Source organism: uncultured Tessaracoccus sp., assembly GCF_947286155.1.
Taxonomy (GTDB): domain Bacteria; phylum Actinomycetota; class Actinomycetes; order Propionibacteriales; family Propionibacteriaceae; genus Arachnia.
The window spans coordinates 1-25,736 of the sequence record NZ_CAMYPD010000031.1 but is presented as its reverse complement, the minus strand read 5'-3'; the positions used below and the strand labels follow the sequence as shown (position 1 = coordinate 25,736).

General features: G+C 64.7%; 22 protein-coding genes and 1 tRNA gene. 12 read left to right on the top strand and 11 right to left on the bottom strand.

Annotated features, from left to right (window positions below; genetic code table 11):
• Positions 1 to 360 precede the first annotated feature (360 nt).
• Positions 361 to 1,746, bottom strand: a complete 1,386-nt coding sequence (locus Q0X68_RS08890; protein WP_297750470.1) for a trehalose-6-phosphate synthase — start codon at positions 1,744 to 1,746, stop codon at positions 361 to 363.
• 60 nt (positions 1,747 to 1,806) lie between these two features.
• Here Q0X68_RS08890 and otsB point away from each other — a divergent pair, with 60 nt between their 5' ends.
• Complete coding sequence (otsB, locus tag Q0X68_RS08885; protein ID WP_297750467.1) at positions 1,807 to 2,604, top strand: trehalose-phosphatase; 798 nt, start codon at positions 1,807 to 1,809, stop codon at positions 2,602 to 2,604.
• Positions 2,605 to 2,660: 56 nt separating this feature from the next.
• A tRNA-Ile gene (locus Q0X68_RS08880) sits at positions 2,661 to 2,737 on the top strand.
• 18 nt (positions 2,738 to 2,755) lie between these two features.
• Here Q0X68_RS08880 and Q0X68_RS08875 read toward each other — a convergent pair.
• Positions 2,756 to 3,682 carry a hypothetical protein gene (locus Q0X68_RS08875; protein WP_297750464.1) on the bottom strand — a complete coding sequence of 309 codons (927 nt, stop codon included), beginning with the start codon at positions 3,680 to 3,682 and terminating at the stop codon, positions 2,756 to 2,758.
• 151 nt (positions 3,683 to 3,833) lie between these two features.
• Here Q0X68_RS08875 and Q0X68_RS08870 point away from each other — a divergent pair, with 151 nt between their 5' ends.
• From Q0X68_RS08870 to Q0X68_RS08850, 5 genes are read left to right on the top strand one after another with little or no spacing between them, the layout of a single operon-like run.
• On the top strand, positions 3,834 to 4,865 hold the full coding sequence (locus tag Q0X68_RS08870) for a MoxR family ATPase (protein WP_297750487.1): 1,032 nt from the start codon (positions 3,834 to 3,836) through the stop codon (positions 4,863 to 4,865).
• Positions 4,866 to 4,915: 50 nt separating this feature from the next.
• The gene (locus Q0X68_RS08865; RefSeq protein ID WP_297750484.1) at positions 4,916 to 5,914 is read left to right on the top strand and encodes a DUF58 domain-containing protein; all 999 of its coding nucleotides are present in this window, start codon (positions 4,916 to 4,918) and stop codon (positions 5,912 to 5,914) included.
• Entirely contained in the window at positions 5,915 to 6,880 is a 966-nt protein-coding gene (locus Q0X68_RS08860) for a VWA domain-containing protein (protein WP_297750461.1), read from the top strand.
• Positions 6,877 to 7,842 carry a VWA domain-containing protein gene (locus Q0X68_RS08855; RefSeq protein ID WP_297750458.1) on the top strand — a complete coding sequence of 322 codons (966 nt, stop codon included), beginning with the start codon at positions 6,877 to 6,879 and terminating at the stop codon, positions 7,840 to 7,842. Before Q0X68_RS08860 ends, Q0X68_RS08855 begins: the two co-directional genes overlap by 4 nt.
• Positions 7,833 to 8,519 carry a YggS family pyridoxal phosphate-dependent enzyme gene (locus Q0X68_RS08850; protein WP_297750455.1) on the top strand — a complete coding sequence of 229 codons (687 nt, stop codon included), beginning with the start codon at positions 7,833 to 7,835 and terminating at the stop codon, positions 8,517 to 8,519. Before Q0X68_RS08855 ends, Q0X68_RS08850 begins: the two co-directional genes overlap by 10 nt.
• A gap of 20 nt (positions 8,520 to 8,539) precedes the next feature.
• On the opposite strand, the gene Q0X68_RS08845 is transcribed toward Q0X68_RS08850, so the two are convergent.
• Positions 8,540 to 10,357, bottom strand: a complete 1,818-nt coding sequence (locus Q0X68_RS08845) for a prolyl oligopeptidase family serine peptidase (RefSeq protein ID WP_297750452.1) — start codon at positions 10,355 to 10,357, stop codon at positions 8,540 to 8,542.
• A 205-nt stretch (positions 10,358 to 10,562) separates the two neighbouring features.
• Between Q0X68_RS08845 and Q0X68_RS08840 the strand changes: the two genes are divergently transcribed.
• Positions 10,563 to 11,027 carry a DUF3145 domain-containing protein gene (locus tag Q0X68_RS08840; RefSeq protein WP_366128083.1) on the top strand — a complete coding sequence of 155 codons (465 nt, stop codon included), beginning with the start codon at positions 10,563 to 10,565 and terminating at the stop codon, positions 11,025 to 11,027.
• Between the two features lie 33 nt (positions 11,028 to 11,060).
• Here Q0X68_RS08840 and Q0X68_RS08835 read toward each other — a convergent pair whose 3' ends face one another.
• From Q0X68_RS08835 to Q0X68_RS08810, 6 genes are all read right to left on the bottom strand, one after another.
• Positions 11,061 to 12,317: a beta-ketoacyl synthase gene (locus Q0X68_RS08835; RefSeq protein ID WP_297750446.1), complete on the bottom strand. Its 1,257-nt coding sequence runs from the start codon at positions 12,315 to 12,317 to the stop codon at positions 11,061 to 11,063.
• A gap of 69 nt (positions 12,318 to 12,386) precedes the next feature.
• Positions 12,387 to 12,632, bottom strand: coding sequence for an acyl carrier protein (locus Q0X68_RS08830; RefSeq protein WP_297750443.1), 246 nt, complete (start codon positions 12,630 to 12,632; stop codon positions 12,387 to 12,389).
• 35 nt (positions 12,633 to 12,667) lie between these two features.
• Positions 12,668 to 13,648: a beta-ketoacyl-ACP synthase III gene (locus Q0X68_RS08825; protein ID WP_297750440.1), complete on the bottom strand. Its 981-nt coding sequence runs from the start codon at positions 13,646 to 13,648 to the stop codon at positions 12,668 to 12,670.
• Between the two features lie 10 nt (positions 13,649 to 13,658).
• Complete coding sequence (locus Q0X68_RS08820; RefSeq protein ID WP_297750438.1) at positions 13,659 to 14,567, bottom strand: ACP S-malonyltransferase; 909 nt, start codon at positions 14,565 to 14,567, stop codon at positions 13,659 to 13,661.
• Positions 14,568 to 14,708: 141 nt separating this feature from the next.
• Positions 14,709 to 15,902, bottom strand: a complete 1,194-nt coding sequence (locus tag Q0X68_RS08815; RefSeq protein ID WP_297750433.1) for a CdaR family transcriptional regulator — start codon at positions 15,900 to 15,902, stop codon at positions 14,709 to 14,711.
• 9 nt (positions 15,903 to 15,911) lie between these two features.
• Complete coding sequence (locus Q0X68_RS08810) at positions 15,912 to 17,672, bottom strand: DEAD/DEAH box helicase (RefSeq protein ID WP_297750430.1); 1,761 nt, start codon at positions 17,670 to 17,672, stop codon at positions 15,912 to 15,914.
• 225 nt (positions 17,673 to 17,897) lie between these two features.
• Between Q0X68_RS08810 and Q0X68_RS08805 the strand changes: the two genes are divergently transcribed.
• Positions 17,898 to 18,707 carry an RNA methyltransferase gene (locus Q0X68_RS08805; protein ID WP_297750427.1) on the top strand — a complete coding sequence of 270 codons (810 nt, stop codon included), beginning with the start codon at positions 17,898 to 17,900 and terminating at the stop codon, positions 18,705 to 18,707.
• On the opposite strand, the gene Q0X68_RS08800 is transcribed toward Q0X68_RS08805, so the two are convergent.
• Complete coding sequence (locus Q0X68_RS08800; RefSeq protein WP_297750424.1) at positions 18,668 to 19,165, bottom strand: N-acetyltransferase; 498 nt, start codon at positions 19,163 to 19,165, stop codon at positions 18,668 to 18,670. The genes Q0X68_RS08805 and Q0X68_RS08800 overlap by 40 nt on opposite strands.
• A 102-nt stretch (positions 19,166 to 19,267) precedes the next feature.
• Here Q0X68_RS08800 and aceE point away from each other — a divergent pair, with 102 nt between their 5' ends.
• From aceE to Q0X68_RS08785, 3 genes are all read left to right on the top strand, one after another.
• Positions 19,268 to 22,021 carry a pyruvate dehydrogenase (acetyl-transferring), homodimeric type gene (gene aceE, locus Q0X68_RS08795; protein WP_297750421.1) on the top strand — a complete coding sequence of 918 codons (2,754 nt, stop codon included), beginning with the start codon at positions 19,268 to 19,270 and terminating at the stop codon, positions 22,019 to 22,021.
• Positions 22,022 to 22,156: 135 nt separating this feature from the next.
• Positions 22,157 to 22,591 (top strand): DUF3052 domain-containing protein, encoded by a 435-nt coding sequence (locus Q0X68_RS08790; protein ID WP_297750419.1) that lies wholly within the window; start codon positions 22,157 to 22,159, stop codon positions 22,589 to 22,591.
• Positions 22,588 to 24,813, top strand: a complete 2,226-nt coding sequence (locus Q0X68_RS08785; RefSeq protein ID WP_297750417.1) for a 6-phosphofructokinase — start codon at positions 22,588 to 22,590, stop codon at positions 24,811 to 24,813. The genes Q0X68_RS08790 and Q0X68_RS08785 overlap by 4 nt, the downstream gene beginning before the upstream one ends.
• 1 nt (position 24,814) lies before the next feature.
• Here the strand turns inward: Q0X68_RS08785 and Q0X68_RS08780 are convergent, their stop codons facing one another.
• A complete protein-coding gene (locus Q0X68_RS08780; RefSeq protein WP_297750414.1) occupies positions 24,815 to 25,588 on the bottom strand; it encodes a hypothetical protein in 774 nt (257 codons plus the stop codon).
• Positions 25,589 to 25,736: the final 148 nt, after the last annotated feature.

Sequence of the window (25,736 nt, the reverse complement as noted above, 5' to 3'; positions counted from 1 at the left end):
AGGTCGCTACCGGTTTGGCTGCCCGGCAGTCACGAGAAGTTACATCGCAGCTTCGAGCCTTTGGATTGACAGTCCATGATGCTGGTGAACTGCTACGTGTCTCCCCGCAGCGCATCTCCCAGCTAGTGAACTCATGGCCTGCCCAATCTGCCTGGCGCAGTACGTGGTGTGGCCACGAGATTTGATGATTGGAGTTTTTCAATTCCAGCGATTTCGAGGAGTCCACTCAGCGAGCTTGCTGTCTCCGGTTATGAATACGACCCATGTTGCGCGACTGGATGCACTCTAGATTCAAGGAAAGGGCTCAGGAGGCCCGAAATCAGCATCTGGTGTGCGCTCAGTCGAATGTGACGCGGGCTGCTACACCCCGGCAAGGTCGCCGAGGAAGGAGTCTGCCCAGCGTTCGATGGTGTGGGTCGACACCTGTTCCTTCAACGCCCGCATCCGTTTCGCGCGTTCCTCGTACGGGTCAGTGAGTGCGCGCATGAACACGTCCTTCATGCCGTTGAGGTCGTACGGGTTCACGCTGTAGGCCTGCTCGAGTTCGCTGGCGGCACCGGCGAACTCACTCAGCACGAGGGAGCCCCCGTCGCCAGGATGGCAGGCCACGTATTCCTTGGCGACGAGGTTCATTCCGTCGCGCAGTGGCGTGACGAGCATGACGTCGGCGATTCGGTACATGGCCGCCATCGTCTGACGAGGGAACCCGCGGTGCATGTACACGATGGGTGCGCGCCCGACGTCGCCCGTCTGGGAGTTGATGCGCCCCACCAGCAGGTCGATATCGTCGCGCAGCTTCATGTATTCGCTCACACGCTCACGCGACGGTGTTGCCACCTGCAGATACACCGTCTCTTGCGGGTCGAGCCTCTCATCGCGGAATAGCTCACCCATGGCCCGGATGCGCTGTCGGAGGCCCTTCGTGTAGTCGAGGCGGTCCACGCCCAAGAACACGTGCTTGGGGTTCCCGAGGTCGTCGAGGAGCTGTTCGGCTTCTTCCACGGCTTCAGGAGATTCGGCCAGCGCAGCGAAGCCCTCCGAGTCGATCGAAATGGGGTAGGCCCTGGCGGTGCAGCTGTGGGCGTCATCGACGCGCACCGTGTCGCCTTCCACCGCGAGGTCGGTGTGTTTGCGCACCAGCCGCAGGAAGTTCTGGGCGCCGCCTTCCACCTGGAACCCGACGAGGTCAGCGCCGAGAAGTCCTTCGACGATCTGCCGGCGCCACGGCAGCTGAGCAAAAATCTCGGTTGGTGGGAAGGGAATGTGGAGGAAGAATCCGATCTTCAGATCAGGCCTGAGCTCCCGCAACATCTGGGGCACGAGCTGCAACTGGTAGTCCTGCACCCACACGGTCGCACCTTCGGCAGCGACAGCAGCGGCCTCGTCGGCGAAACGTCGGTTCACCTTCTGATACGCGTCCCACCACTCGCGGTGGAACTCGGGGAACGCGACGGTGTCATGGTAGAGCGGCCACAACGTCGCATTGGAGAAGCCCTCGTAGTACTCCTCGTACTCGGTTTGCCCAAGCACCACCGGAACGATCTCATACCCGTCGTGCTCGAACCCCTCGATCGTTTCATCTGGGGCTCCGTGCCAACCTACCCAGGCGCCACCCTTGCTGCGCATCACGGGCTCCAAGGCCGTCACGAGCCCGCCTGGCGACGTGCGCCAGTCGACGGATCCATCATCATGAACGACGCGATCAACGGGCAAACGATTAGCGACAACAACGAATGAAGCGGACATCTGCTCCTCCTAATATCGCTCTCCACCCTACCGAAGCCGGAAACATGCCAAGCTTGATGCATGGAAACACCTGCACATCCCAACGATTACGAGAAGGCCTTTCTGCAAGCAGCAGCAGCTCACCCCGAATCCACCCTTGTGGCACTGGATTTCGACGGCACACTCTCCGACGTAGTGCCCGACCCAACGCAGGCGTACATCCATCCCGATGCCCGCGATGCACTCGGGCGTCTCATCGGACGCATCGGCCAGGTCGCCATCATCACAGGCCGCCCCGTCGAGGAAGTAGAGGAGCTGGCCTGTCTCGACGCAGCCCTGCTGTCCAAGCTGATCGTGCTCGGCCAGTACGGTGCGGAACGCCTCGACAAGGACGGGCGGCAGGTGCCCGAATCTCCGGAATCGGTGCGCTCAGCGCTGCGGGATCTGGCGGGTTTGGCAGAGCAGTATCCGGGGCTCTACCTCGAGGACAAGCATCACGCGCTGGGAGTCCATACCCGACGTGCCCCCGCCGGCACGCTCGACAAGATCGAACCGGACGTGCTCGCCGTCGCGCGGCGTTACAGCCTCACCATCGAGCCGGGTAAGGAAGTGCTCGAACTGCGCGCGCACCAGATATCGAAGGGGGACACGCTTCGGGCGCTGATCAAGGAGGTGGGCTGCGACGTCGTCGCGATGGTCGGCGACGATCTGGGCGACGTTCCCGCCTTCGACGTCATCCGCCAGCGGCAGGCGCAAGGTGAGACGGGCGTCGTCGTGGTGTCCACCTCCGACGAGCGCCCGGAGCTCGCGTCACGTGCCGACGTGTTGTGCGACGGACCTGCGGGCGTTGCGCGCTGGCTGGACACCGTCGCGCCGTAGCACGCAGGACAGGGCGGCGATTCGCTAAGCTTGTCGAGTTCAATTGGACGCGACGAGGGGCGTTAGCTCAGCCGGTTAGAGCAGGGGACTCATAATCCCTGGGTCGCGGGTTCGAGCCCCGCACGCCCCACCACTTGCATTGCCGACGCGGTTACAGCCTCCGGTTCACCGTCGGTTCACCGCCACCATCTGACTCCGGCTCATCGGGTTCGCCCATGGTGGGCTCATGGGTGTGGTCTGTCTTGGGCGGGCCGGACGGCTCTCCCGACGTCGGAGAACCCGACTGGGGTGACCCGCTGCCGCTGCCACCGTCGGATGCTTGCGACGGAATGGGTGCCGGAGGAGACACCAGCGGGGCATTCTGGAACACGAGAATGGCGAGCAGAAGCCCGAGCGCAGCGATGAGCAGCATCAGCAGCCACGACGTGAAGATGGAAATCCAACCGGCCTGATCCTTGCGTGCAGGCCACGCGAGCGGCCACACTCGCGTGCGTCCCACCCCTGTTTGGTGAATCCAGGGCAGCTGGAAGCTCGGACCACTCGGCTTGCTGATGGGCGTGGCCGTTTCCAGGTCGACGGCGTTGAGCACCCGACGGGCCTCCGCCACGGCTGCGGCAGATCCGTCGAACGCGAGGGCCGCCCAAGGCGCGGCTGGTGGCAGGTCATCCAGATGCGGGCTGTCTTCCTCTGGCCGATACCGCACGCCCATGCGGCCTTCGTCTTGGCCGTCTCCGCCGCGAGCCACGACGGTGTCGATGTGCATGGCATTGATCTCGCCCGAGAAGCGTGCTCGTGCCGCCGCATCGCCTGCCGCGCCTTCACTGAGCAGGAGCAGCATGACCTCGTCGGAGTGGTCTTCGTGGGCGGCGTAGGCCACTCCGGCCGGCGTGACGGCCAGGCGGGCGTCGAGCCAGAACGAGTTGATCTTGACGGGGTCGTCCTCGTCGAGCGGCTCATGGCCTCGAAACGGTTCTTCAGGGAACGCAGCACCGCCGCGCCTGCGCTCAGTGAGTGCTTCGCGCGGCACCTCGGTGGTGGCGTCGGGTTCGGGCCCGAGCTCTTCATGCGGGTCGCTCATTGACTCCATCGAACCATATATTGCAAGCAGCACAGTGCAACGGCCAAGCGCGTCCCAGGTGAACGATTGCCTTGGACGGTATCGTGGCGGCAGTACATTTTCGATCAAGGAGACCAAGCGCGTGAGCAGTTCGCCGAACGAACAGGCAGCTATGCCGACCAACGTTGCCGAAGCGTCGCAACTGTTGGGGCAATCCATCAGCCAGGTGCAACGAGTCATCGTCGGTCAAGAGCACATGGTGCAGCAGCTCATGGTGTCGCTGCTCGCCAAAGGCCACTGCTTGCTGGAAGGTGTTCCCGGCGTGGCGAAAACACTGGCGGTGAGGAGCTTCGCGGACGTCGTCGGTGGCGATTTCGCGCGCGTCCAGTTCACGCCCGACCTCGTGCCTTCCGACATCGTCGGCACACGCATCTACTCGGCCTCCTCGGAATCATTCGACATCGAACTCGGGCCGGTGTTCGTCAACTTCGTCCTCGCCGACGAGATCAACCGCGCGCCCGCGAAGGTGCAGTCCGCGATGCTCGAGCTCATGGCTGAAAAGCAGGTCTCCATCGGTGGCAAGACCTACCCGGCCCCCAAGCCCTTCATCGTGATCGCCACCCAGAACCCCGTCGAATCCGAGGGCGTCTACCCACTGCCTGAGGCCCAGCGCGACCGCTTCCTCGTCAAAGTCGACGTGCCATACCCGCGCGGCAATGAGGAGCTCGAAATCCTCCGACGCATGTCCGTCACGCCGCCCACCGCGCAGCGCGTTCTCAATCCGGAACTGATCCGCCACCTGCAGGACATGGCGTCGAACGTGTTCGTCCACAATCTCGTGGCCGAGTACATCGTGCGGCTCGTGCTCGCGACGCGCGAACCGTCGGATTTTGGCATGCCCGACCTCGAATCGGTCATTTCTATCGGCTGCTCGCCTCGAGCCACCTTGGGACTCGTCGCCGCATCGCGGGCGCTTGCCCTCATCAATGGCCGCGACTACGTGCTTCCCACCGACGTGCAGGCTGTGGCGAAGGACGTGATGGCACATCGTCTCGTGCTGGGCTTTGACGCGGTGGCAGACAACGTCGACCCCGACGACGTCGTTGCGCGCATCGTCGCGATGGTTCCCGCCCCCACGCCAGTGTGGAACAACCAGCAACCACAAGCGACGCAGGGCCCCACTCGCGAACCAGGACGCGCCTAATCGCCGTGGGACAGCCACAGTTCGAGGCCCCGGGGCAGCTGGGCGCAGCGATGTCGGTGCTCCACGCGCCGACGGGCCCCACCATCCCCCTCAACAGGCTCGCCCCGGAGGCTGCGCTTCGACGGATCGAGCTCACGGTCGTGCGTCGGCTCGAGGGCTTCCTGCAGGGCGATCACCTGGGTCTCCTGCCTGGTCCGGGTACCGACACCAACGATGCCCGCGTCTATCAACCCGGCCAAGACGACGTGCGCAAGATGGACTGGGCCGTCACCGCCCGCACCAGCGTTCCCCACGTGCGCGACACCATGGCCGACCGCGAACTCGAAATCTGGGCATTGCTCGACCTCACCCCGTCGATGAACTGGGGCACCGAAGGCATCACCAAGCGCGACCTCGGCATTGCGGCCATCGCCACCATCGGATTCTTGAGCCAAAAGATGGGCGACCGCTTCGGCGGCATGATGATGCGCTCCGACGAGGTCAAGCGCATCCCTGCTCGTAGCGGCCGCACCGCCTTGTACGGTCTGCTGCGCAAAATGCTGGAGGAACCCATCGTCCAAGACAACCTCGAAGCCACCTTCGAACTGGGGGAGGGCATCGAGCAGCTCGCCCGGATGCAGCGCCGACGGGGCATGCGCGTGGTGGTTTCTGACTTCCTCACACCGGGCGAGGACGAACTCGACCCGGACGTGCCCCCACCTTGGGAACGTGCCTTGCGCCGCCTGGGCGTGCGCAACCAGGTGCTGTGCATCGAGGTGCTTGACGCCGCCGAGGTGGATTTCCCCGACGTGGGGGAGATGCTGATCCGCGACCCAGAAACAGACTTCGCCCGCTACATCAACACCTCCGACGAGGCCGCCCGCAATCGCATGAATGCCGCGACGGCGGCGCAGCGAGAACGCGTCGCCACCGCCATCCGACGCGCAGGGGCCGGACATATTCGGCTCCGCACCGACCGAGACTGGGTTACCGACATCGCCCGATTCGTGCTGAATTACCGCCGCACCGCTGCATTCCTCCACCAGCCCCCGCAAGGGGTGAGCAAGTAGATGTTCTCCTGGGTGCCGGACTTCGAATCGCCGCAACGACTGTGGGCGCTGCTGGCGCTGCCCGTGCTCGTGCTGCTCTACGTCATCCTGCTGCGCCTCAAGAAGCGCTTCTCCATGCGCTTCACGAACACCGGCGTGCTCGGGAAAGTCGTCGGAGGCCAGAAGCGCTGGACGCGCCACGTGGCCGTCGCCATGTCGCTGTGTTCGCTGGTCGCCCTGGCGCTGGCCTGGGCACAACCGCTCGGCACAGAGAAGGAGCGCCGGGAGCGAGCCACCGTCGTGATGGTGGTGGACACGTCGCAGTCGATGCAGGCCACCGACGTGTCACCCAACCGCCTGGACGCGGCCAAACAGCAGGCACAGGAGTTCGTCAATGGCCTGCCCGAGAGCTACAACGTCGCGCTCGTAGAGCTGAGCGGGCAGCCGTCGGTGCGGATGCCACCGTCCACCGACCGCGGCGCACTCTCGCGCGCGATCGGAGCGCTACAGCTTAAAGACGGCACTGCGATTGGCGATTCCATCGACGAGGCCCTCGCCGCTGTGAAGCTTGCCCCGGTGGGCGACGATGAAGAGCCAGCTCCCGCCATGGTGGTGCTGCTCTCCGACGGGACGAACACCGACGGCGGCGAACCCTCCGCCGCGGCTCAGCGTGCGAAGCAGGCCAAAGTGCCGATCTACACCGTCGCGTTCGGCACGGAGAACGGCTACGTCGATCTCGACGGGAAACGCGAGCAGGTTGCACCCGACGTGGCCGCGCTCGACAAGATCGCCAAGGACACCGACGGCAAGGCCGTGACCGCCGACAGTGCCGGGGCGCTCAAGGATGCGTACAAGAACCTCGAATCGACGTTTGGCTACGAGGAAGTGCAAAAACCCATCACTGCGCAGTACGCGTTCGCCTCACTCGGATTCGCAATCGTCGCGGCCCTCGGCGCGGTGATGATGGCAGCGAGGTGGCCGAAATGATTCCTCAGATTCTCGAGTTTATGTACCCGGTGCGGCTCTACGCGCTGGTGTTGGTGCCCGCGATCGGCCTGCTCTATCTTCTGCTGGCCACGCGCCAGCAGAACCGTAGTCCCAAACGCCGCAACCGCATCAACCAGGTGCTGCCTAAAGACGCAGCCTGGAAGCGCCACGGGGCGGTGCTCCTATCGCTGCTCAGCATCGCCATGCTGATCGTCGCCTGGGCCGTGCCCAAGGACTACGCCAACAAGCCGCGAGACCGCGCCACCATCGTGGTGGCCATCGACGTCTCGTGGTCGATGGAGTCCGAGGACATCAAGCCGACGCGGATGACTGCCGCGAAGGAATCGGCGAAGGAGTTTATTGGCACGTTGCCGGAGGCGTTCAACGTCGCGGTGGTGTCGTTTGCAGGCACGGCGCAGCTCGTCGTCCCACCCACCGTGGATCGCGGCGCCGCAACCCGAGCTATCGATGCGCTGAAGATGGCGCCGTCGACTGCGATTGGCGAGGGCATCTACACCGGGTTGGATTCCCTGGCGCTCGTGCCGCCCGACCCCAAGAACCCAGACAAGGGCGCGCCCGCCGTCATTGTGCTGCTCTCCGACGGTGCCACCAACATGGGGCGTTCTTCCGCGTCGGGGGCGAAGGCCGCGAAAGAACGCGGAGTGCCCGTCTACACGATCGCCTACGGCACCGACGAGGGCTACGTCATCGACGACGACGGCACCCGCCAGCGCGTGCCCGTCGACCACTACGAGCTGTCCGACATCGCCAAACTCTCCGGAGGGAAGAAGTACTCGGCAGAATCGGCTGGGCAGCTCGACGAAACCTACGACGCCATTAGCGAATCCGTCGGATATGAACGCGTGCCGGTGGAAGTCGCAGACCGCTACGCCGGACTCGCGCTCATTTTCGCTGCCCTCGCCGCGCTCGGGGTCATATCCTTGGGGGCACGATGGCCATAACAACTGCACTGGAACAACTGGAGACGCAGATCGCGCGCGCTGCGCAGGCTGCGGGACGAGATCCGTCGGAGATTCGGCTAATGCCCGTCACCAAGTTTCGCTCGGTCGACGAGGTGCGCGCGTGCATGGATCGCGGCTACCGGATGTTCGGAGAGAACCGCCTGCAAGAACTGGCGCGCAAGCACGCTGAGCTTCCGGGCGCCCGCTTCGTGATGATCGGGCATGCGCAGCGCAACAAGGCCAAGCTCGTGGTGGAGGCCGTGGCGGAACTGCACTCCCTCGACTCCCTTGAGCTGGCCGCAAATCTGGACCAGCGACTCTGCGACGCCGGGCGTACCCTGCCTGTGCTCGTGCAGGTGAACACCTCGAACGAGCCCCAGAAGGCGGGCATCGCGCCGAGCGAGTCCGAGCGTTTCGTCGAACAGCTCCTCGGATTCGAGGCACTCAACGTGCAGGGGCTCATGACCATGGCCATGCCGTCGCCCAATCGCGACGAGGTGGCCGGCTGCTTCCGAACCCTGCGCGAGGTGCGCGACCGCCTGCGTGAGGCGTTTCCCGAGCGTGCGTGGAATCAGCTCAGCATGGGCATGTCTGGCGACTTCGAACTCGCCATCGCTGAGGGCTCGACCATCGTACGTATCGGCACCGCCATCTTCGGCCCCAGGCCAGCTGCCTGAGGCCGCGACGGGCGCCGTCGCTACAGGTTTTCGATCTCGAGCGACGGGATGTCGTCGCTGATCGGCAGCCCGAACACCTGCTCCAAGAAGCTGAGCTCGGCGGCGAGCGCACGCCAGCGCGCATCCATCGTGCGGAAGCCGTGCCCCTCCTTCTCGAAGGTCAGCAGCGCGAGTGGTTTGCCGGCTTCGCGCACCGCGTCGGCCATCTGGAATGCCTGGTTGGGTGGCACGACCTTGTCTTCGAGGCCTTGCATGATCAGCATCGGCGTCGAGAGCTGGTCGAGGTGGTGGATGGGGGAGCGCTCCACGTAGAGGTCGCGTGCCTCCGGCCACTCACCGCCGATGAGCCCGTAGGGGTAACGCGACTCGAACTTGTGGGTGTCGCTGACGAGCGCCTCCAAATCGCCGATGCCGTAGCGCGAGAGCCCGGCGCTGAACACGTCGGTGGTGACGAGCGCCTGCAGTGTGGTGTAGCCGCCTGCGGAGCCACCCTTGATGGCGACGCGGTCGGGGTCGACGAGGCCGGCCTCGCTCAGATCGCGCACCGCCGCCACGACATCCTCGACGTCGGCCACGCCCCACTTGCCGCGCAGCGCGTCGCGGTAGGCCCTCCCGAAACCGGTGGATCCGCGGTAGTTCACATCTGCGACGGCGAAGCCGCGTGAGAGCCAGAACTGCATTTCCTCGCTGTACCCGGCGGTGGCTTGCGCCGTCGGCCCTCCGTGGGTCTTCACGATGAGCGGCGGACGCTCGACGCCTGGAGGGGCCGCGAACCAGTAGTGCGCCTCGCCGGCCTTGCGTGCGGCCATCTTCGCCACGCAGGGCGCCTCGCCGGCACCGGCGAGTTCGTCCACGGTGCCCGTCGGAGAGATGGCCACGAGCGTTGCGGGGCGGTCGGCCCATTCCGCAACTGCGTAGAGATTGTCGTCGAAGGTGGCAACGGATTCGATCCAGACGGTGCTGCGCAACGGGTAGGTCACGCCCCCGGTGGAGGGCTGCCACATCGCGAGTCGCCCGTAGCCATCGACGATTTCGATGGTGGCTACCAGGTCAGGTCCGACGGCGCACGCCGCAGGCCTGTCGAGCACCCAGATCGGCGTATCGCAGTCGTGATCGCCCGCGAACGTTGCGCGATGATCGCCTTCCACGACGTGCCAGTTCCAGAACCCCGACTCGTCGGAGGTGTACGCAAGCTTTCCTGCAGCCAGCCACATCGGACGCTGTGCGCTCACCCCGTCGGATGCATACACCTCGCGGGCTGGCTCGTCGTCGTCGAGGTTCTTCGTCCAGATCGACGACGTATCCCAGCCCATGTTGGGGTGATCCCACTGCTGCCATGCGACGACGCGGTTGCGGATTCGCGGCCCCGCGTAGAAGTCGGCGCCCGTAGCGACGACGATGCCCTCAGAGACCTCGTCGAGGGGCAGCGCGACGACCTCCGTGCGCGGCTCGTCCGGCGCGTCGTGATCTTCCCGCACCGCGACGACAACCCCATCAGCCAGCTGCACGTGCAGGCCAGCGTAGAAGTATCGATGCTGCTCGGGCGTGAGCGGGCGAGTGCCGTGCTCGTCGAGGAGAAACACCTGGTTGGTGCGATCGTCGTTGTAGACGACGGCGTCGTGCTCGGCGTCGTATGCGCCGCCGCCGTACTCCATCACGCGGGTGCGGACGCTCGCCTCGGGCGTGAGGTCGACGGTCTCGCCATCGCGCCACCGGCGAACCGTAGTGCGCCCATCCTGATCGGCGATGCTCGCGAGCCAGTACACGCCGGAGGATGTTGCGCGCACCTGCGAGATGGCGTCGCGGCGCTTGATCACGAAGTCCAGTGGAAGTCTCATGCTCTTAACTATGTCCGATCCGGCAGGCTCGTCAACTCAGTTTGGGAAAAACGAGTGGGATCGCTGGCGGGCCGTCGCGGCTTGTTTCATGCGGAGCTGTGGGGCAAGATGAAGGCACCTGGTCGATTCGTGATCGCAGGGGAAGGCAATCAAGGCCGACCAGGAGGTACAAGTGAACGCATCGACGACACCGCAGGCGCGAGGCATGGTCTTCATCCACTCGACGCCGGCCGCGCTGCGCCCTCACGTCGAGTGGACAGTAGCTGGTGCTACGCAAGCGCCGGCGAAGTTCGCTTGGATCGACCAACCGGCAGAACCCGGCACCACCTGCGCTGAACTCTCCTGGGTGGGAGCACCCGGCACCGGTGCATTGATCGCGAGCGCGTTGGCTCGTCTGGGCAGGGTGCGATTCGAGGTAACTGAGGAGCCGTCGAAGGGCTGCGACGGGCAGCGCTTCATGTTCACGCCAGCCCTCGGATCATTTTGCGCGACGGTGGGCGTGCACGGCGACATGCTCGTTTCGGAAGACCGCCTGCGGCAGGCCGCCGCGTCGGGGGATTTGTACCACGCACTCGACGGCCTTCTCGGCAAACCGTGGGACGAGGAGCTCGAGTACTTCCGCCACGCATCCGAAGACGCTCCCGTGCGTTGGCTCCACCAGGTGGTGTGACGCGTTCCCGCGCTCGACGCGGGGGCTTTGTGCCTAGTCGGTGACGTGTTCGTTCGTGCAGACGATGGCGACGTTGTGGCCGCCGAATCCGAACGAGTTATTCACGGCGGCGAGATCGCCGTCGGGAAGGGAACGCGCTTCCTTGGCGATATCGATGCCGAGGCCCGGCTCCTCCTGCTCGAGGTTGATCGTCGGCGGCACCACGCGGTGACGCAACGCGAGTACGCTCGCGAGCGTTTCGAGGGCGCCCGCTCCGCCGAGGAGATGCCCGGTCATGGACTTCGTCGACGTCACCACGGCCTGGGTGTCGTCGCCGAGCGCCGTGCGGATTGAGCCGGCCTCCGTGATGTCGCCCTGCGGTGTCGAGGTGCCGTGAGCATTCACATGCACCACGTCCGCGGGGCTGAGGTCTGCTTCACGCAGCCCTTTGATCATGGCCTGCGACTGCCCGTACCCGTCGGGGTCAGGCTGCACGAGGTCGTGCGAGTCGGCGGTGATGCCGGCCGCGCGGAGGGTGCCGTAGATTTTGGCGCCGCGTGCCTGCGCGTGTTCCAGGGTTTCTAGCACCAGGATCGCGGCACCTTCTGCCATGACGAAGCCGTCGCGGTCGACATCCCAGGGGCGGGACGCGCGCGTCGGCTCGTCGTTACGACGAGACAGCGCCTGCATTTGTCCGAATGCCGCCATCGCGAACGGGTGAATCACAGCCTCGGCGCCACCGGCGACGACGACGTCCGCGCGTCCGAGGTGGAGCATGTCGATGCCCAGCGAGATGGCCTCGTTGGAGGAGGCGCATGCCGAAACCGGTGTGTGCACGCCGGCACGGGCGCCGATGCGCAGCCCGATGTTCGACGCGGGAGCATTAGCCATGAGCATGGGAATCGTGAAGGGGGAGACGCGACGGATGCCTTTCTCCTTCAGGACGTCCCACTGCCCGATGATGGTCTCGAGCCCGCCGATGCCCGTCGCGGCGCACACGCCGAGGCGATCGCGGTCGACGGCGTTGTCAGGCTGGAATTCGAAGCCGGCATCCTGCCAGGCCTGCTGTGCGGCGATGATCGCGAGCTGGGTGGAGCGGTCGAGCTTGCGCATCTCGACGCGGGGGAGCACCTCCGACGGATCCCCCACGACTTCGGCTGCAATCGTGGTGGGCAGGTCAGTAGCCCAGTCGTGCTGCAAGCTGTGTACACCGGATCGCCCGGCAAGCATGCCCTCCCACGTGGAGGCGACATCCGCGCCCAGTGGGGTAGTGGCGCCGAGACCAGTGACGACGACGGTGGGGGTATTCATGACAAGCTCCTTGGGGATGCTCAGAAAAGTAGGGAAGGTGGGGCGCTACGTGGGCGCCCCACCACGTGGTCAGCGCTGTGCGTTCTCGATGTAGGCGACGGCGTCACCCACGGTCTTCAGATCCTTGGAATCTTCGTCGGGGATTTCGACGCCGAAGCGCTCCTCGCATTCGTAGATGATCTCCACCATCGACAGGGAGTCGACGCCGAGATCGTCGCCGAACGACTTGTCGAGCTGCACATCTTCGACGGCAGTGCCGGCGAGGTCGTTCACGATCTCGGCGAGGCCGGTGCGGATTTCTTCAGTGCTTGCCATGGAAGGCTCCTTTATTGGTTGTGGTTGTGCAACGTTCACGGCAGGGTAATGACCTGGCCTCCGAAGACCAGACCCGCCCCGAAACCGATGATGAGTGCGGTCTGCCCGCTCGTGGCCTGCCCGGATTCCAGCAGGGCCTCGATCGCCAGCGGGATGGATGCCGCGGACGTATTTCCCATGTCGACGATGTCTCGGGCAACAACAACATCGTCGGGGAGCCCTAGGTGGCGCAACATCGAATCGGTGATCCGGTTGTTCGCCTGGTGGGGGATGAACACGTCGAGTTCGTCTGCGGTGACACCGCTGCGCGCGAGGGCCTCTTTGGCTTTCTCAGCGATGACGGTCGTCGCCCAGCGAAAGACAGCGCGTCCCTCCATGTGGATGTACGGGTGACGGTCGGTGTTGCGCCAGTCGTCGATTTCGATCACCTGGCGTGCGGCAGGGTCCGAGCCCCACACCGTTGGGCCGATCGCGGGGGTATCGCTCGGGCCCACCACTGCGGCGCCGGCTCCGTCGCCAAACAAGAACGCGGTGCTGCGGTCGGCGATGTCGGTGTACTCACTCAGCACCTCGGAACCGACGATGAGTACGTGCTTCGCGGTGCCGGCGCGTACGAGGGAATCGGCGATGGCGAGGGCGTAGCTGAAGCCGGCGCAGGCTGCAGAGATGTCGAAGACAGCAGGATTCGACATGCCGAGCTTGTCGGCGAGGATGGCCGCCATCGACGGGGTCTGGACGTAGTGGGACACCGTCGACACGATGAGCGTGTCGATGTCGTCAGGGGCGACGTTCGCGCGGGCGAGGGCCTTCGTCGATGCCGCTTCAGCGAGGGTGAGCGCGTCTTCGCCCTCGCCGACCCAGCGTCGCTGCGTGATGCCGGTGCGCTGTTCGATCCACTCCGGCGTGGAGTCGATCATCGTGCACATCTCTTCGTTCGTCACGACGCGGCTCGGTCGGGCGCCGCCAATCGACATGATGCGGCTGTACTGCGATCCCTGAGGGATGGTGATAGTCATGATGAGCTCCTCAGCGGTGGTGGGCCTGTGCGAAGGCGCGAGCATCGTCGAGTTGGTCAGGGGTGTTGAGATCAAAAACCTCTGCGTCGCGAAGATTGCGCTTGGCGATGCGGGTGAGGGTTCCGGCTGGGGTGAGTTCCAGGATTCCGGTGACCCCGAGCGTTCGCATGGTGTCCATGCACTGGTCCCAGCGCACCGGATGCGCAACTTGCTGCACGATGCGCTCGAGTGCGTCGACACCGTCGGTGACGGAGGCTCCGTCGCGGTTGGACAACACCGTGACGCGGGGTTGTTGGGGCTGAATCTGGGCAGCGGCATGTGCAAGGGCCTCGACAGCTGGCTGCATATGCACCGTGTGGAACGCGCCGGCGACGGCAAGCGGCATGAGCCTGGCGCGATGCGGCGGGTGCTCGGCCAGGGCCTCGAGCTGCTCGACGGTGCCCGCAGCCACGATCTGCCCGGCGCCGTTGTGGTTCGCAGGGGTCAGCCCCGCGGACTCGATGGCGGCGAGCACCTCGTCAGCATTGCCTCCCACGACGGCGGTCATGCCGGTTGGGCGCTGTGCGGCCGCTTCGGCCATAGCTCGCCCGCGGACTGCCACCAAGGCTGCGGCTTCGGTGTCGGTGATAATGCCAGCGAGCGCCAGGGCGGCGAGCTCTCCGACGGAGTGGCCAGCGACGAGACCTGGTTCGGCGTCGAGCGCGCGTGCGGCGGCGAGCGCGGCAGCGACGAGGAGTGGTTGCGCGACGGCCGTGTCGCGGATGGCTTCCTCGTCGGCATTGGTGCCGAGGTGGGCAAGGTCCAGTTGGGTGGCCTCGGAGAACTCGGCGAGCGTCGACGCGAAGATGTCGTTCTCGAGCCAAGGGGCAAGGAACCCGGGTTTCTGGGCGCCTTGACCAGGCGCAACGATTGCTAACACGTCATTCACTCTGCCTGATCACACCGCTTGGAAAGCGCAGTGACCGACACGAAAATACAACCGCGTGATTTGTGGAGAGCCCACAAAGCGGTGTGGAAAATCGCGGTTCTCGGCGTGGAGGAGTTGTGCAGTTCCTAATAGTCACTGGTGTTTCGTGTGTAGCCGCCCCAGAGTGACAGCCATGCGCAAGATGTAGGCCTCACGGGCGTTGGAAGGGTTGTAGCCGGTGATCTCCGTGATGCGCTTCAAGCGATAGCGCACGGTGTTGGGGTGCACGTACATGGCGCGTGCGGTGGCTTCCATGGATGAGCCGTGGTCGAGGAAATTGACGACCGTCTCCAGCAGGTCGTGGTGGGCATCCAGCTGTTCGTACAGGTCGACGCCCAGCGCGCGGCGGGCGTGGCCGTCGCCTGCGAGTGCCCGCTCAGGCAGCAAATCGGATGACAGCATGATGCGCGGCCCCTCGGGCCAGGCTCGGGCGGCACGATACCCCGACGCAGCCTCCCGCGCGGAGCGGCTGGCGTCGGCGAGCGAAGGGACGATGGGGCCAATGATGATGGGCCCGTTGCCAAAGTGCTCGATGAGCGGTTCGACGGCTCGCGCGGTTTCCACCGGTGTGGTGACCGTCTGGCCACCCATGATGCACACGAGGCGCTCGCCCTGCACCGTCGCGAGCAGGTCGAACCCGGCTTTGGCGCTGGCGCGTCGAAGCGGGTCGATGCCCTCGTCGTGCTTGGCCGTAGCAACCAGCACCACTACCTTGTTGTCGTTGTGCCACCCGAGCGTGGACGCTCGAGAGATGACGGATTCGTCGGTTTCTCCACGGACGACGGCGTCGATGACGGAGGCTTCGATGCGTGAATCCCAGGCGCCTCGGGCCTCGGCAGCACGGGCGTACACGTCAGCGGCGGCGAAGGCCACCTCACGCGTGTACTGGAGGATGGCCACCTGAAGCGCCGGACGATCATTGCGGGGCAGCAGCTCCCGGATTTGCTCCTCGACGACGGTGGTCGTCGTGCGTACCAGGTCGACCGTCTGGCCGAGGTTGATGCGCCGGGCCATGAGCCGGGGCGCTGCCTCGAAGATGGTTTCTGGATCGAAGTGTTCCCCGGAGAACCAGCTCACGAACCCGTCGATGCCCGTACGTGCCACCATAGAAATCCAGGAGCGCGAATCGGCGTCGAGCCCCTTGAACCATGGGTAATTCTCATCGAGGGCTGCGATCACGGCGGTATTGATGCCGCTGCTCACAGCGCGGAAACGCTTGATGAGCGCGGCCTTGCCCCTCACCGAGGGGGCTGGCGTCGCGGTCGACTTCGAGCTGGGTGGAGTCATTCAACTAGCTTATCGCGGGCCATCTGGACGGCCAGATAACCAATCATTGATCATGCGGATGCGGTCTTCCACCTGATCCTTCGAAGCTTTGGCGAGCGGTGGCCCGCCGCACTGACGTCGAAGGTCGGCGTGCACGTGCGAGTGCGGGACGCTGCGCAGCCGCGCGTACTGGGACACCAACGAGTTCAGTTTCTTGCGCCGATCCGCCATCGCCCGGTGGAGCGCCACTTCCGGCTTGCGTTTGGTTTGGCGTTCCCGACGGCGCAACTGCCGACGCTGACGGTCAGCCAGCAGCACACTGACTTGCTCCGCATCGAGCAAGCCAGGCAACCCCAGGTACTCCTGTTCGTCCGCCGACTGTGGTTCGGCGAACAGCCCGTACTGCTGGGAATCGAACAAGACGTGATCGAACGTCGCGTTCGACTCCATCGCCTCGAAGCTGCCAAGGAGCTCATCCGTTGCGTTCTCGGTGCGATTCGCCTCGGCCATCTCGGCCTCGGATTCGCTCCACAGCGCCTCGTCGTCGTTCTTGGGGCGGCCCAGCACATGATCGCGTTGGCGTTCCAGCGAGCTGGCGTGCGAAAGGATGATGGGCACGGTCGGCAGGAATACCGTCGCGAGTTCGCCACGACGGCGCAGCCGGACGAAGCGCCCGACGGCCTGCGCGAAGAACAGCGGCGTCTGAGTGGCCGTGGCGTACACGCCCACCGCGAGCCGAGGCACGTCGACACCTTCGGAGACCATGCGCACGGCTACCATCCAGCGGCTATCGCCGGCGCTGAACTCGTCGATGCGCTCCGAGGATTTCGCCTCGTCGGAGAGCACCAGAGTGGGTTTCTCGTCGGTGATCGATTCGAGTACGCGGGCGTAAGCGCGGGCGGTGGTTTGGTTGGATGCAATCACGAGGCCGCCTGCGTCGGGAACGTGCCGACGGGTCTCACTCAGCCGCGTATTGGCGGCCGCTAGTACGGCGGAGATCCATTCGCCCTTCGGGTCGAGCGCGGTGCGCCAGGCATGCGCGGTGAGGTCTTTGGTGAGGGGCTCGCCGAGGTTCGCGGCCACCTCGTCGCCGGCCTTCGTGCGCCAACGCATCGGGCCGCCGTAGTTCATGAAGACGACGGGGCGAACGACATTGTCTTTCAGCGCATCGGCGTACCCGTAGGTGTAGTCGGCGTGGCTCATGCGGGTGCCGTCGGGCAGTTCGTCGTACGTGACGAACGGGATGGGGTTGTCGTCGGAGCGAAACGGCGTGCCGGTGAGCATGAGGCGGCGCTTGGCGTACCCAAACGCCTCGGTGAGCGCGTCGCCCCAGCTGAGGGAGTCGCCGGCGTGATGCACTTCGTCGAGGATGACGAGCGTGTCTTGGCTCAAACAGATGCCCTCGTACACCCAGGGGCGCACAGCAACGCCGGCGTAGGTCATGGTGGAGCCGACGTACTCCTTCGAGCGGCCACGTTTCGCGGTGTTACCGGGGTCGAGGTGGATGCCCACACGGCCGGCGGCGTCGGCCCACTGCACCTTGAGGTGTTCGGTGGGGGCAACAACGATGATGCGCTTGATTTCGCGTCGTTCGAGGAGGTCTTTCGCAACGCGGAGCGCGAAGGTGGTCTTGCCCGCGCCGGGGGTTGCGACGGTCAGGAAATCTTGCGGTGCTTGCTCGTGATAGAGCTTGAGCGCTTCTGCCTGCCAGGCGCGCAAACTCTGCGCGGTACCCCAAGCCGCCCGCTGTGGATATGCGGGGGAGAGGTGCTCAAAGCCAGCAGAAGACACGGCTGGAAACTCTACCTCGCACCACAGACCACACCAATACGCCACGCATTGTCATCGGCATCACGTAGACCGGCTATCACGAAAAGTGACCGTTATCCTCCACACGCGGCCAAGAAGTGCCCGAATCAGGGGGTCACATCACGCACGTGGAGGATAACGGTCAAGATTGCGGGGTCTCCGTCCTCCGCGCCTCTCATGCGAGGCGGAGTTGTACTGTGGGGCCACATGATCATCCCTGTCGACGATGTCCACGACCCACGCCTCGCCGAGTTCGCGAGCCTGCGCGATTCGCAACTGCGAACCAAACTCGAGGCCGAACGCGGGCTGTTCGTGGCAGAAGGCGACAAGATCATTCACCGTGCTTGGGAAGCGGGCTTGACTCCGAGCGCCTTCCTGCTCACCGAGCGGTGGCGCGCCAAACTCGACGATGTGCTGGCCACCACGGACGCGCCCTGCTTCATCGCATCCGAGGCGATGATCGAGCAGGTGAGCGGCTTCCACGTGCACCGCGGCGCGCTCGCCACGTTCCACCGTCCCGCACCCGTCGACTGGGCGACGCTCTTGCGCACCGACCGCATCATCGTCGCCGAGGGCCTCGTCGACCACTGGAACGTTGGGTCCCTGTTGCGGATCGGCGCAGCACTGGGGTGGGGAGGCATCGTCGTGAGCGAAACATGCGCCGACCCGCTGTACCGCCGCGCCATTAAGGCGTCGATGGGTGCGGCGCTGCAGCTTCCGTGGCGACGTATGGATGACGACATGGCTGACCTTCGGCGTATCCAGGACGCGGGATTCCGCCTCGTGGCGGCAACTCTGGCTGACGATTCGATCACCCTCGACGAGGTGCCTCGCTACGGCAAGATCGCCGTCGTGCTGGGTAACGAAGGCCATGGCCTGCCGGAGCATTGGCAGCGTGCGGCTGACGTCCGGGCACGCATCCCGATGGCGGACGGTATCGACTCCCTCAACGTCGCCGCAGCCGCGTCGATCTTCTGCTACGAGCTGCGAAGCTCCTTGACCATCTCGAGTTCGTAGTCCTCGGGAAACAACTCGTGCGGCTGGCGCTCGCCCGTCGCCACGAATCCTTCGCGCTCGTAGAACCTGCGGGCAGCCACCTGCTGCTCGTTCACGTCCAACCACAACCGACGGTGTCCCTGCGCGCTGGCCCATTGCTCGGCCTTGGTGAGCAGCCGGTTGGCCCAGCCGGAACCACGCAACGTGGGGGAGAGATACACCTCCAGCAGATATGCGCGTGCTCCAAAATCACGCGTGAGCATCTGCCCGAACCACTCGTCGGTGTCGGCCACGACGAACCAACCGGAATCCGGCATGAGCTGGGAACTCGTACGAATCTGCCACCACTTGTCAGGCTGCGCACGCGCCTCATCCAGCGCGTGCCCGAATGCTCGTGGAGAGTCGCTCAACATCGCGAGACGCAATGATTTGTACTGCTGCCATTCGTCGACGTGTGCTTCGCGTACCTCGAGCCCCATAGGCGACAGCGTACGCGACGGTTTGGGCAGAGGTTTAGGCTAGGCTCGCTGAGAGTGGATAAGTAGCGAACGACGCCGCTGCGTCGGTAGAGAGGACTCAACGTGACGCACGATGTAGGACCGATCATCAACGGTCTACCCACGAACCTGCCTGACTCCGACGTTGAAGAAACCGCGGAGTGGCTGGAATCACTCGATGCCGTCATTGAGCACGGCGGGCGCAACCGGGCCCGGTACGTGATGCTGAAACTGCTCGAACGTGCACGCGAGAGCCAGATCGGCGTGCCGTCGCTCGTCGGCACGGATTACGTCAACACCATCCCCGCAGACAAGGAACCAGAATTCCCCGGCGACGAAGACCTCGAGCGCGGCATCCGTCGCCTCCTTCGCTGGAACTCGGCCATCATGGTGCACCGCGCGCAGCGCCCCGGCATCGGTGTGGGAGGACACATCTCGTCGTTCGCGTCGTCGGCGACGCTGTACGAGGTCGGTTTCAACCACTTCTTCCGCGGCAAGGATCACCCAGGCGGCGGCGACCAGATTTACTTCCAAGGCCACGCGAGCCCGGGCATGTACGCGCGCGCTTACCTCGCCGGACGCCTCACCGAGGACGACCTCGACGGCTTCCGTCAGGAACACTCGCACTACGTCGACGGTGAACTGCGCGGCCTGCCCTCGTACCCGCACCCGCGCCAGAAGCCAGATTTCTGGGAGTTCCCGACCGTGTCCATGGGCCTGGGCCCCATCAACGCCATCTATCAGGCGCAGTTCAACCGCTACCTGCACAACCGGGGCATCAAGGACACGTCGCAGCAGCACGTCTGGGCTTTCCTCGGCGACGGCGAGATGGACGAGCCCGAATCGCGCGGCGCACTCCAGCTGGCGGCCAACGAGGAACTGGACAACCTCACTTTCGTCGTGAACTGCAACTTGCAGCGCCTCGACGGCCCGGTGCGCGGTAACGGTAAGATCATCCAGGAGCTCGAGGCCTACTTCCGCGGCGCGGGCTGGAACGTCATCAAGGTGGTGTGGGGGCGCGGATGGGATCCGCTGCTCGCGGGCGACACCGACGGCGCTCTGCTCAACCTCATGAACTCCGTCACCGACGGCGACTTCCAGACCTTCAAAGCCAACGACGGCGCCTACGTGCGCAAACATTTCTTCGAGCGCGATCCCCGCACTGCCGCGATGGTGAAGGATTGGAGCGACGAGGACGTGTGGCGCCTCTCACGCGGGGGCCACGACTACCAGAAGGTCTACGCCGCCTACAAGGCTGCCACCGAGTTCACCGGCGCACCGACGGTCATCCTCGCCCACACCATTAAGGGCTACTTCCTGGGTAAGCACTTCGCTGGCCGTAACGCCACGCACCAGATGAAGAAGCTGGCGCTGGACGATCTCAAGAATCTCCGCGACCGGGTGCAGCTGCCTATCTCCGACGAGCAACTCGAATCCGACCCGTACCTGCCGCCCTACTACCACCCCGGTCAGGACGACGACCGCATCAAGTACCTCCAGGAGCGGCGTCGCGAGCTGGGTGGCTACCTGCCTGAGCGTCGCGGCGACCGTAAGTTCATCTCCTTGCCTGGCGACAAGGCGTACGAAGCCGCTCGCAAGGGTTCGGGCAAGCAGGAAGTGGCGACGACCATGGCGTTCGTCCGCCTGCTGAAGGACCTCATGCGAGACAAAGAGTTCGCGTCTCGCGTCGTGCCCATCATCCCCGACGAGGCGCGCACCTTCGGCATGGACGCCTTCTTCCCAACGATCAAGATCTACAACCCGCACGGCCAGAACTACGTACCGGTTGACCACGAGTTGTTCCTCAGCTACCGAGAGGCGAAGGACGGCCAGATCCTTCACACCGGTATTAACGAGGCAGGCTCCGTTGCGGCCTTCACTGCAGCCGGCAGCTCGTACGCAACGCACAACGAGCCCATGGTGCCGATCTACGTGTTCTACTCCATGTTCGGTTTCCAGCGCACCGGCGACGCCATGTGGGCTGCCGCCGACCAGCTCGCTCGCGGCTTCCTGATCGGCGCGACGGCTGGACGCACCACGCTGACTGGCGAGGGCACGCAGCACATGGACGGCCATTCCCCACTGCTCGCGGCCACGAACCCGGCGGTCGTCGCATACGATCCGGCCTACTCCTACGAGACCGCACACATTGTGCGCCGGGGCTTGGAACGCATGTACGGGGAGAACCCCGAAGACGTCATGTACTACCTCACGGTGTACAACGAGCCCATTCAGCAGCCCAAGGAGCCTGAGAATCTCGACGTCGAGGGCGTCCTGCGCGGCATGTACCTGTTGAGCCCGGGCAGCTTCGACGGGGTCGACGAGAACGCACGTCGTGCCCAGATTCTGGTCTCCGGCGTCGCGGCTCCGTGGGGTCTCGAAGCGCAGGAGCTGTTGAAGCGTGACTTCGGCGTGGTCGCCGACGTCTGGTCGGTCACCTCGTGGGGTGAGCTGCGTCGCGAAGGCGTGGAGCTGGACAAGAAGAAATTCAATGATCCCAGCAACGACGAGCGCACCTGGGTGGAGCAGAAGCTCGCCGACACCGAGGGCCCGATCGTGGCCAGCACCGACTTCTCGACGATGCTGCCCGACCTGATTCGGCCCTGGGTGCCTCGCGACTACTCCGTACTCGGCTGCGATGAGTTCGGATTCTCCGATACGCGTGCGGCAGCCCGTCGCTACTTCAACATCGACGGTCCCTCCATCGCGGTACGCGTGCTGCAGCGCCTTGCCGCTGCGGGTGAGGTGCCTGCCGACTGGCCGCAGCGCGCTGCGGAGCAGTACCGGATCCAAGATGTCACGGCCGGCGAATCTGGCAACGCCGGGGGCGACGCCTGATCTGCTCACTCTCCATAACGCTACGAGGGGCTGCCCATGATGATGGGTGGCCCCTCGTGCGTCGCCGCATGCCCTAAATCTCCCTTTTCGGGTGGGGTGATGGAAGCCGGCCCCGTGATCTGGCAGGCTAGGGGCGTGGTTATCACAAAAGGCAAGGAGCACGGATCCGAAGCAGTCACCGGCGCAGAGCTGCTGGGGCTGAATACCGACATGGTTGTCCAAGAACTCGGCTGGGACGAGGATGTCGACCAAGATCTTCGTGACGACATCATGGACATCATTGACGCCGACATGGTCGAGGAAGCTCTCGAAGCTGTCGATGTCGTTATCCTCTGGTGGCGCGACGATGACGGTGACGTCGTCGACGGCCTCGTCGATGCAATGCCAGATTTGGCCGACGACGGTTACATCTGGCTGCTGACTCCCAAGGTTGGGCGTCAGGGGTACATCGATGCGGCTTCCGTCCAGGAGGGCGTGACCATCGCAGGGCTGAGCCTCACGTCGACGGCGAACGTCGCCGAGGATTGGCTCGCGACGAAGGTGGTTCGACCGAAGGGTAGCCGCAAGTGACTGCTCCCTGCGCTCCCCGTATCGGTGTACTGACGTCAGGAGGGGACGCGCAGGGCATGAATGCCGCGGTGCGTGCCATCACGCGCGCAGCCATTCGCGAGGGCGTGGAAGTCTTCGCCATCCGCGAGGGTTGGCAGGGCGCCTACGAAGGTGGCGAGCACATCACGCGCATGCATTGGCGGGACGTTTCCGGCATCCTCGGTAAGGGCGGCACGGTCATCGGTACGGCGCGCTGCACCGAGATGCGTACGGAAGCTGGGCAGCGCGAGGTGGTGAAGAACCTCGTCACCAACGGTATCGACCGTCTGATCGTGATCGGTGGCGACGGCTCCCTCACCGGTGCTCGCGAGCTGAAGCTCTGCTGGTCGGACATGCTCGATTCCCTGGTGGCTGCTGGCGAGATCGACCGGGCGTTGGGTGATCGTCATCGTCATCTGCGCATGGCGGGCATCGTCGGCTCCATCGACAACGACATGGTGGGCACCGACATGACCGTCGGCACCGACTCGGCCATGCACCGCATCACCGAGACCATTGACGCAATTTCGGCGACGGCGGAGTCGCACCGTCGCACATTCATCATCGAGGTGATGGGGCGCAACTGCGGCTATCTCGCGCTCATGACCACCATCTCGGGCGGTGCTGACTACACCTTCTTGCCAGAAAGCCCGCCCCGAGAGGGCTGGGAAGAACGCATGGTGCAGGTGCTCGAACGCGCCCGCTCTGCCGGACGGCGTGACTCCATCATTGTTGTTGCGGAAGGCGCCAAGGACCGCGCAGGGGAGCCCATCTCCGCCCAGCGTATTCAACAAGTCATTGCGGAGCGCACCGGAGAGCAACCCCGCATCACCATCCTCGGGCACGTACAGCGAGGCGGGAAACCGTCGGCGTATGACCGCTGGATGGCCTCCGCCTGTGGCGTGGAGGCTGTGCAGGCGGTGCTCGAACTCCACGAGGATGCCGAGCCTGTGCTCGTGGGAGTGCAAGGCGACAAGGTGGTGCGCCGCCATTTGATGGACGACGTGGTCGCCACCCGTGCGATCGCCGACTACGTGCGTGAGGGCGACTACGCCCGGGCGATTGCGAGCCGTGGAGCGGGGTTCGCGACGATGATCGACATTTACCGCACACTCATTGAGGCGGAACCTACTGTCACTGAGCTTCGCGGCAAGCGCGTCGCTGTCATGCATGCCGGCGCGTTGGCTCCAGGCATGAATCAGATTGACCGCGTCGCCGTGCGGACTGGTCTTGACCTCGGTTATTCGATGTTCGCTATTCGCGGCGGCATTCCGGGGCTGATCTCGGGCAAGATCGGAGAGGTCCACTGGAGCGATGTCGAGGGTATGGCTCATCTTGGCGGCGCTCAGTTCGGTACCAGACGGTATATTCCGACGGAAGCCGACCTATATCCGATGGCGCGTCAGCTTGAGGAGCACGCGATCGATGCGCTGCTCATCTCGGGTGGCTTCCACGCCTACGCGACGGTCAACATGATGGAACGGGAACGCCACCGTTATCCTGCGTTCAACATTCCGATCGCCCTGTTGCCAGCCTCGATCGATAACAACTTGCCGTCGTGGAACATGGCTGTGGGCTCGGATACGGCGCTCAACACCGTCGTGGACTCCATCGATATGGTGCGCATGTCGGCATCGGCGAGCAAGCGTGCGTTCGTCGTCGAGACGATGGGGCGCACCTGCGGATTCCTGCCGCTCATGGGCGGCATCGCAGGAGGTGCCGAGAAGTCGTACCTGCCCGAGACGGGGGTGTCGCTGCAGCAACTCGCTGAGGATATCGAGGCGCTCGTCGATGCGTTCGAAACCGGGCGCACGTTCTACCTGGCTGTCATGGGCGAGGAGACCAGCGAACACTACACCTCCGACGTCATCGCGAAGATGTTTGAGGCGGAAGGGCATGGCTTGTTCTCGGTGCGCCAGGCCATCGTCGGGCATATTCAGCAAGGCGGGGTGCCGTCGCCGTTCGACCGAGTGAACGCAACCAGGCTCGCCTACCACGCCATTGCTTGGCTGGACGATCAACTGCAACACGGCAAGACGGAATACGCTGCGGCTGAGAGTGGCGTCGACGGCATTATGGCGCCCGCACGACGCGTGTTGGAGGGGATGGACTGGGACAACCAGCGCCCGTATGAGCAATGGTGGTGGAAGCTGAGGTCCGTTGCGGATCACCTCACGCGCCACCCGGGGCAGCCGGAGGGCTAGCTCAGCACAACGCGAGTGGGTGCTTGAAGGTTCGCGATGCCTCGCAGGTCATTGCTGCCGCATCCGTCAAGGCGTCGTTTGATGCGCTCGACGCTTGCGGTCGGGTCGTGCGTACCACGAGGGTGTGTTCGTCGGCATCACGCCGAATGAGCGTGAATCTTACGCTGGTGGCTTGCTCCTGTTCCTTCGCCCCGACGTAGCCGCACACCACGGCGTGTGCTGCTCCTGAGACTGCCACCGGCTGGGGATCAATCCGAAAGTCAACGGTGTAGCCGGCGCTTTGGTCTGCGACGAGGAGGCTGCAGGCGGCTGCGATGTCCGCGTCGATGGAGGTCAGCGTCGCCACCTGAATGCGCACGTCACCCGTCGCGTCCTTGGCGCGAATGAGCCGACGGTCTCCCTCCGTCAGTTCATCGTGGTACAACTCCCAGTCGTGGGGGAGCGTGATGGTGGTGTCGTCCACTACTTCTTCCACTCCGGGTGGATCTGGTGTGGGGGAAGGGCTCGGTGCTGATGGGCTGGGCCGCGCCGACGCGGAGGGTTGTGGCGTCGGATCGGGCTGCGCGCTGTTCCGGGCTCCGAAGAGCAGGTATGCGCAGCCTACGACGAGTACGAGCATCACTGCAATGATGATTGCGACGAGGGCTCGACGGTCGACGGGATGATCACTGGCGTCGTCGGGGAGTGCCCGACGGGCGCCACCTGCGTTCGGAAGGTCCTCGTCGTCGAAGGAATCGGGCATGGCCCGGCGTGGCCTGCGCGGTTCCTCGTCCATGTGCCTTCCTCTCGACGTCACCTCGGCCAGGCTACTGCCTTGCGGCAAGGAGCTAAAGCCGACGAGTGGCGAGGCAGCCCAAGAGGCACTAGAGTGTGCTCGGTTCCGGGCGCATAGCTCAGTTGGTTAGAGCATCTGCCTTACAAGC

Coding starts and splice junctions, on each gene's coding strand:
- Q0X68_RS08890 (WP_297750470.1), bottom strand. CDS start 1,746: ATGTCCGCTTCATTCGTTGTTGTCGCTAATCGTTTGCCCGTTGATCGC.
- otsB (WP_297750467.1), top strand. CDS start 1,807: ATGGAAACACCTGCACATCCCAACGATTACGAGAAGGCCTTTCTGCAA.
- Q0X68_RS08875 (WP_297750464.1), bottom strand. CDS start 3,682: ATGAGCGACCCGCATGAAGAGCTCGGGCCCGAACCCGACGCCACCACC.
- Q0X68_RS08870 (WP_297750487.1), top strand. CDS start 3,834: ATGCCGACCAACGTTGCCGAAGCGTCGCAACTGTTGGGGCAATCCATC.
- Q0X68_RS08865 (WP_297750484.1), top strand. CDS start 4,916: ATGTCGGTGCTCCACGCGCCGACGGGCCCCACCATCCCCCTCAACAGG.
- Q0X68_RS08860 (WP_297750461.1), top strand. CDS start 5,915: ATGTTCTCCTGGGTGCCGGACTTCGAATCGCCGCAACGACTGTGGGCG.
- Q0X68_RS08855 (WP_297750458.1), top strand. CDS start 6,877: ATGATTCCTCAGATTCTCGAGTTTATGTACCCGGTGCGGCTCTACGCG.
- Q0X68_RS08850 (WP_297750455.1), top strand. CDS start 7,833: ATGGCCATAACAACTGCACTGGAACAACTGGAGACGCAGATCGCGCGC.
- Q0X68_RS08845 (WP_297750452.1), bottom strand. CDS start 10,357: ATGAGACTTCCACTGGACTTCGTGATCAAGCGCCGCGACGCCATCTCG.
- Q0X68_RS08840 (WP_366128083.1), top strand. CDS start 10,563: ATGGTCTTCATCCACTCGACGCCGGCCGCGCTGCGCCCTCACGTCGAG.
- Q0X68_RS08835 (WP_297750446.1), bottom strand. CDS start 12,317: ATGAATACCCCCACCGTCGTCGTCACTGGTCTCGGCGCCACTACCCCA.
- Q0X68_RS08830 (WP_297750443.1), bottom strand. CDS start 12,632: ATGGCAAGCACTGAAGAAATCCGCACCGGCCTCGCCGAGATCGTGAAC.
- Q0X68_RS08825 (WP_297750440.1), bottom strand. CDS start 13,648: ATGACTATCACCATCCCTCAGGGATCGCAGTACAGCCGCATCATGTCG.
- Q0X68_RS08815 (WP_297750433.1), bottom strand. CDS start 15,902: ATGACTCCACCCAGCTCGAAGTCGACCGCGACGCCAGCCCCCTCGGTG.
- Q0X68_RS08805 (WP_297750427.1), top strand. CDS start 17,898: ATGATCATCCCTGTCGACGATGTCCACGACCCACGCCTCGCCGAGTTC.
- Q0X68_RS08800 (WP_297750424.1), bottom strand. CDS start 19,165: ATGGGGCTCGAGGTACGCGAAGCACACGTCGACGAATGGCAGCAGTAC.
- Q0X68_RS08780 (WP_297750414.1), bottom strand. CDS start 25,588: ATGGACGAGGAACCGCGCAGGCCACGCCGGGCCATGCCCGATTCCTTC.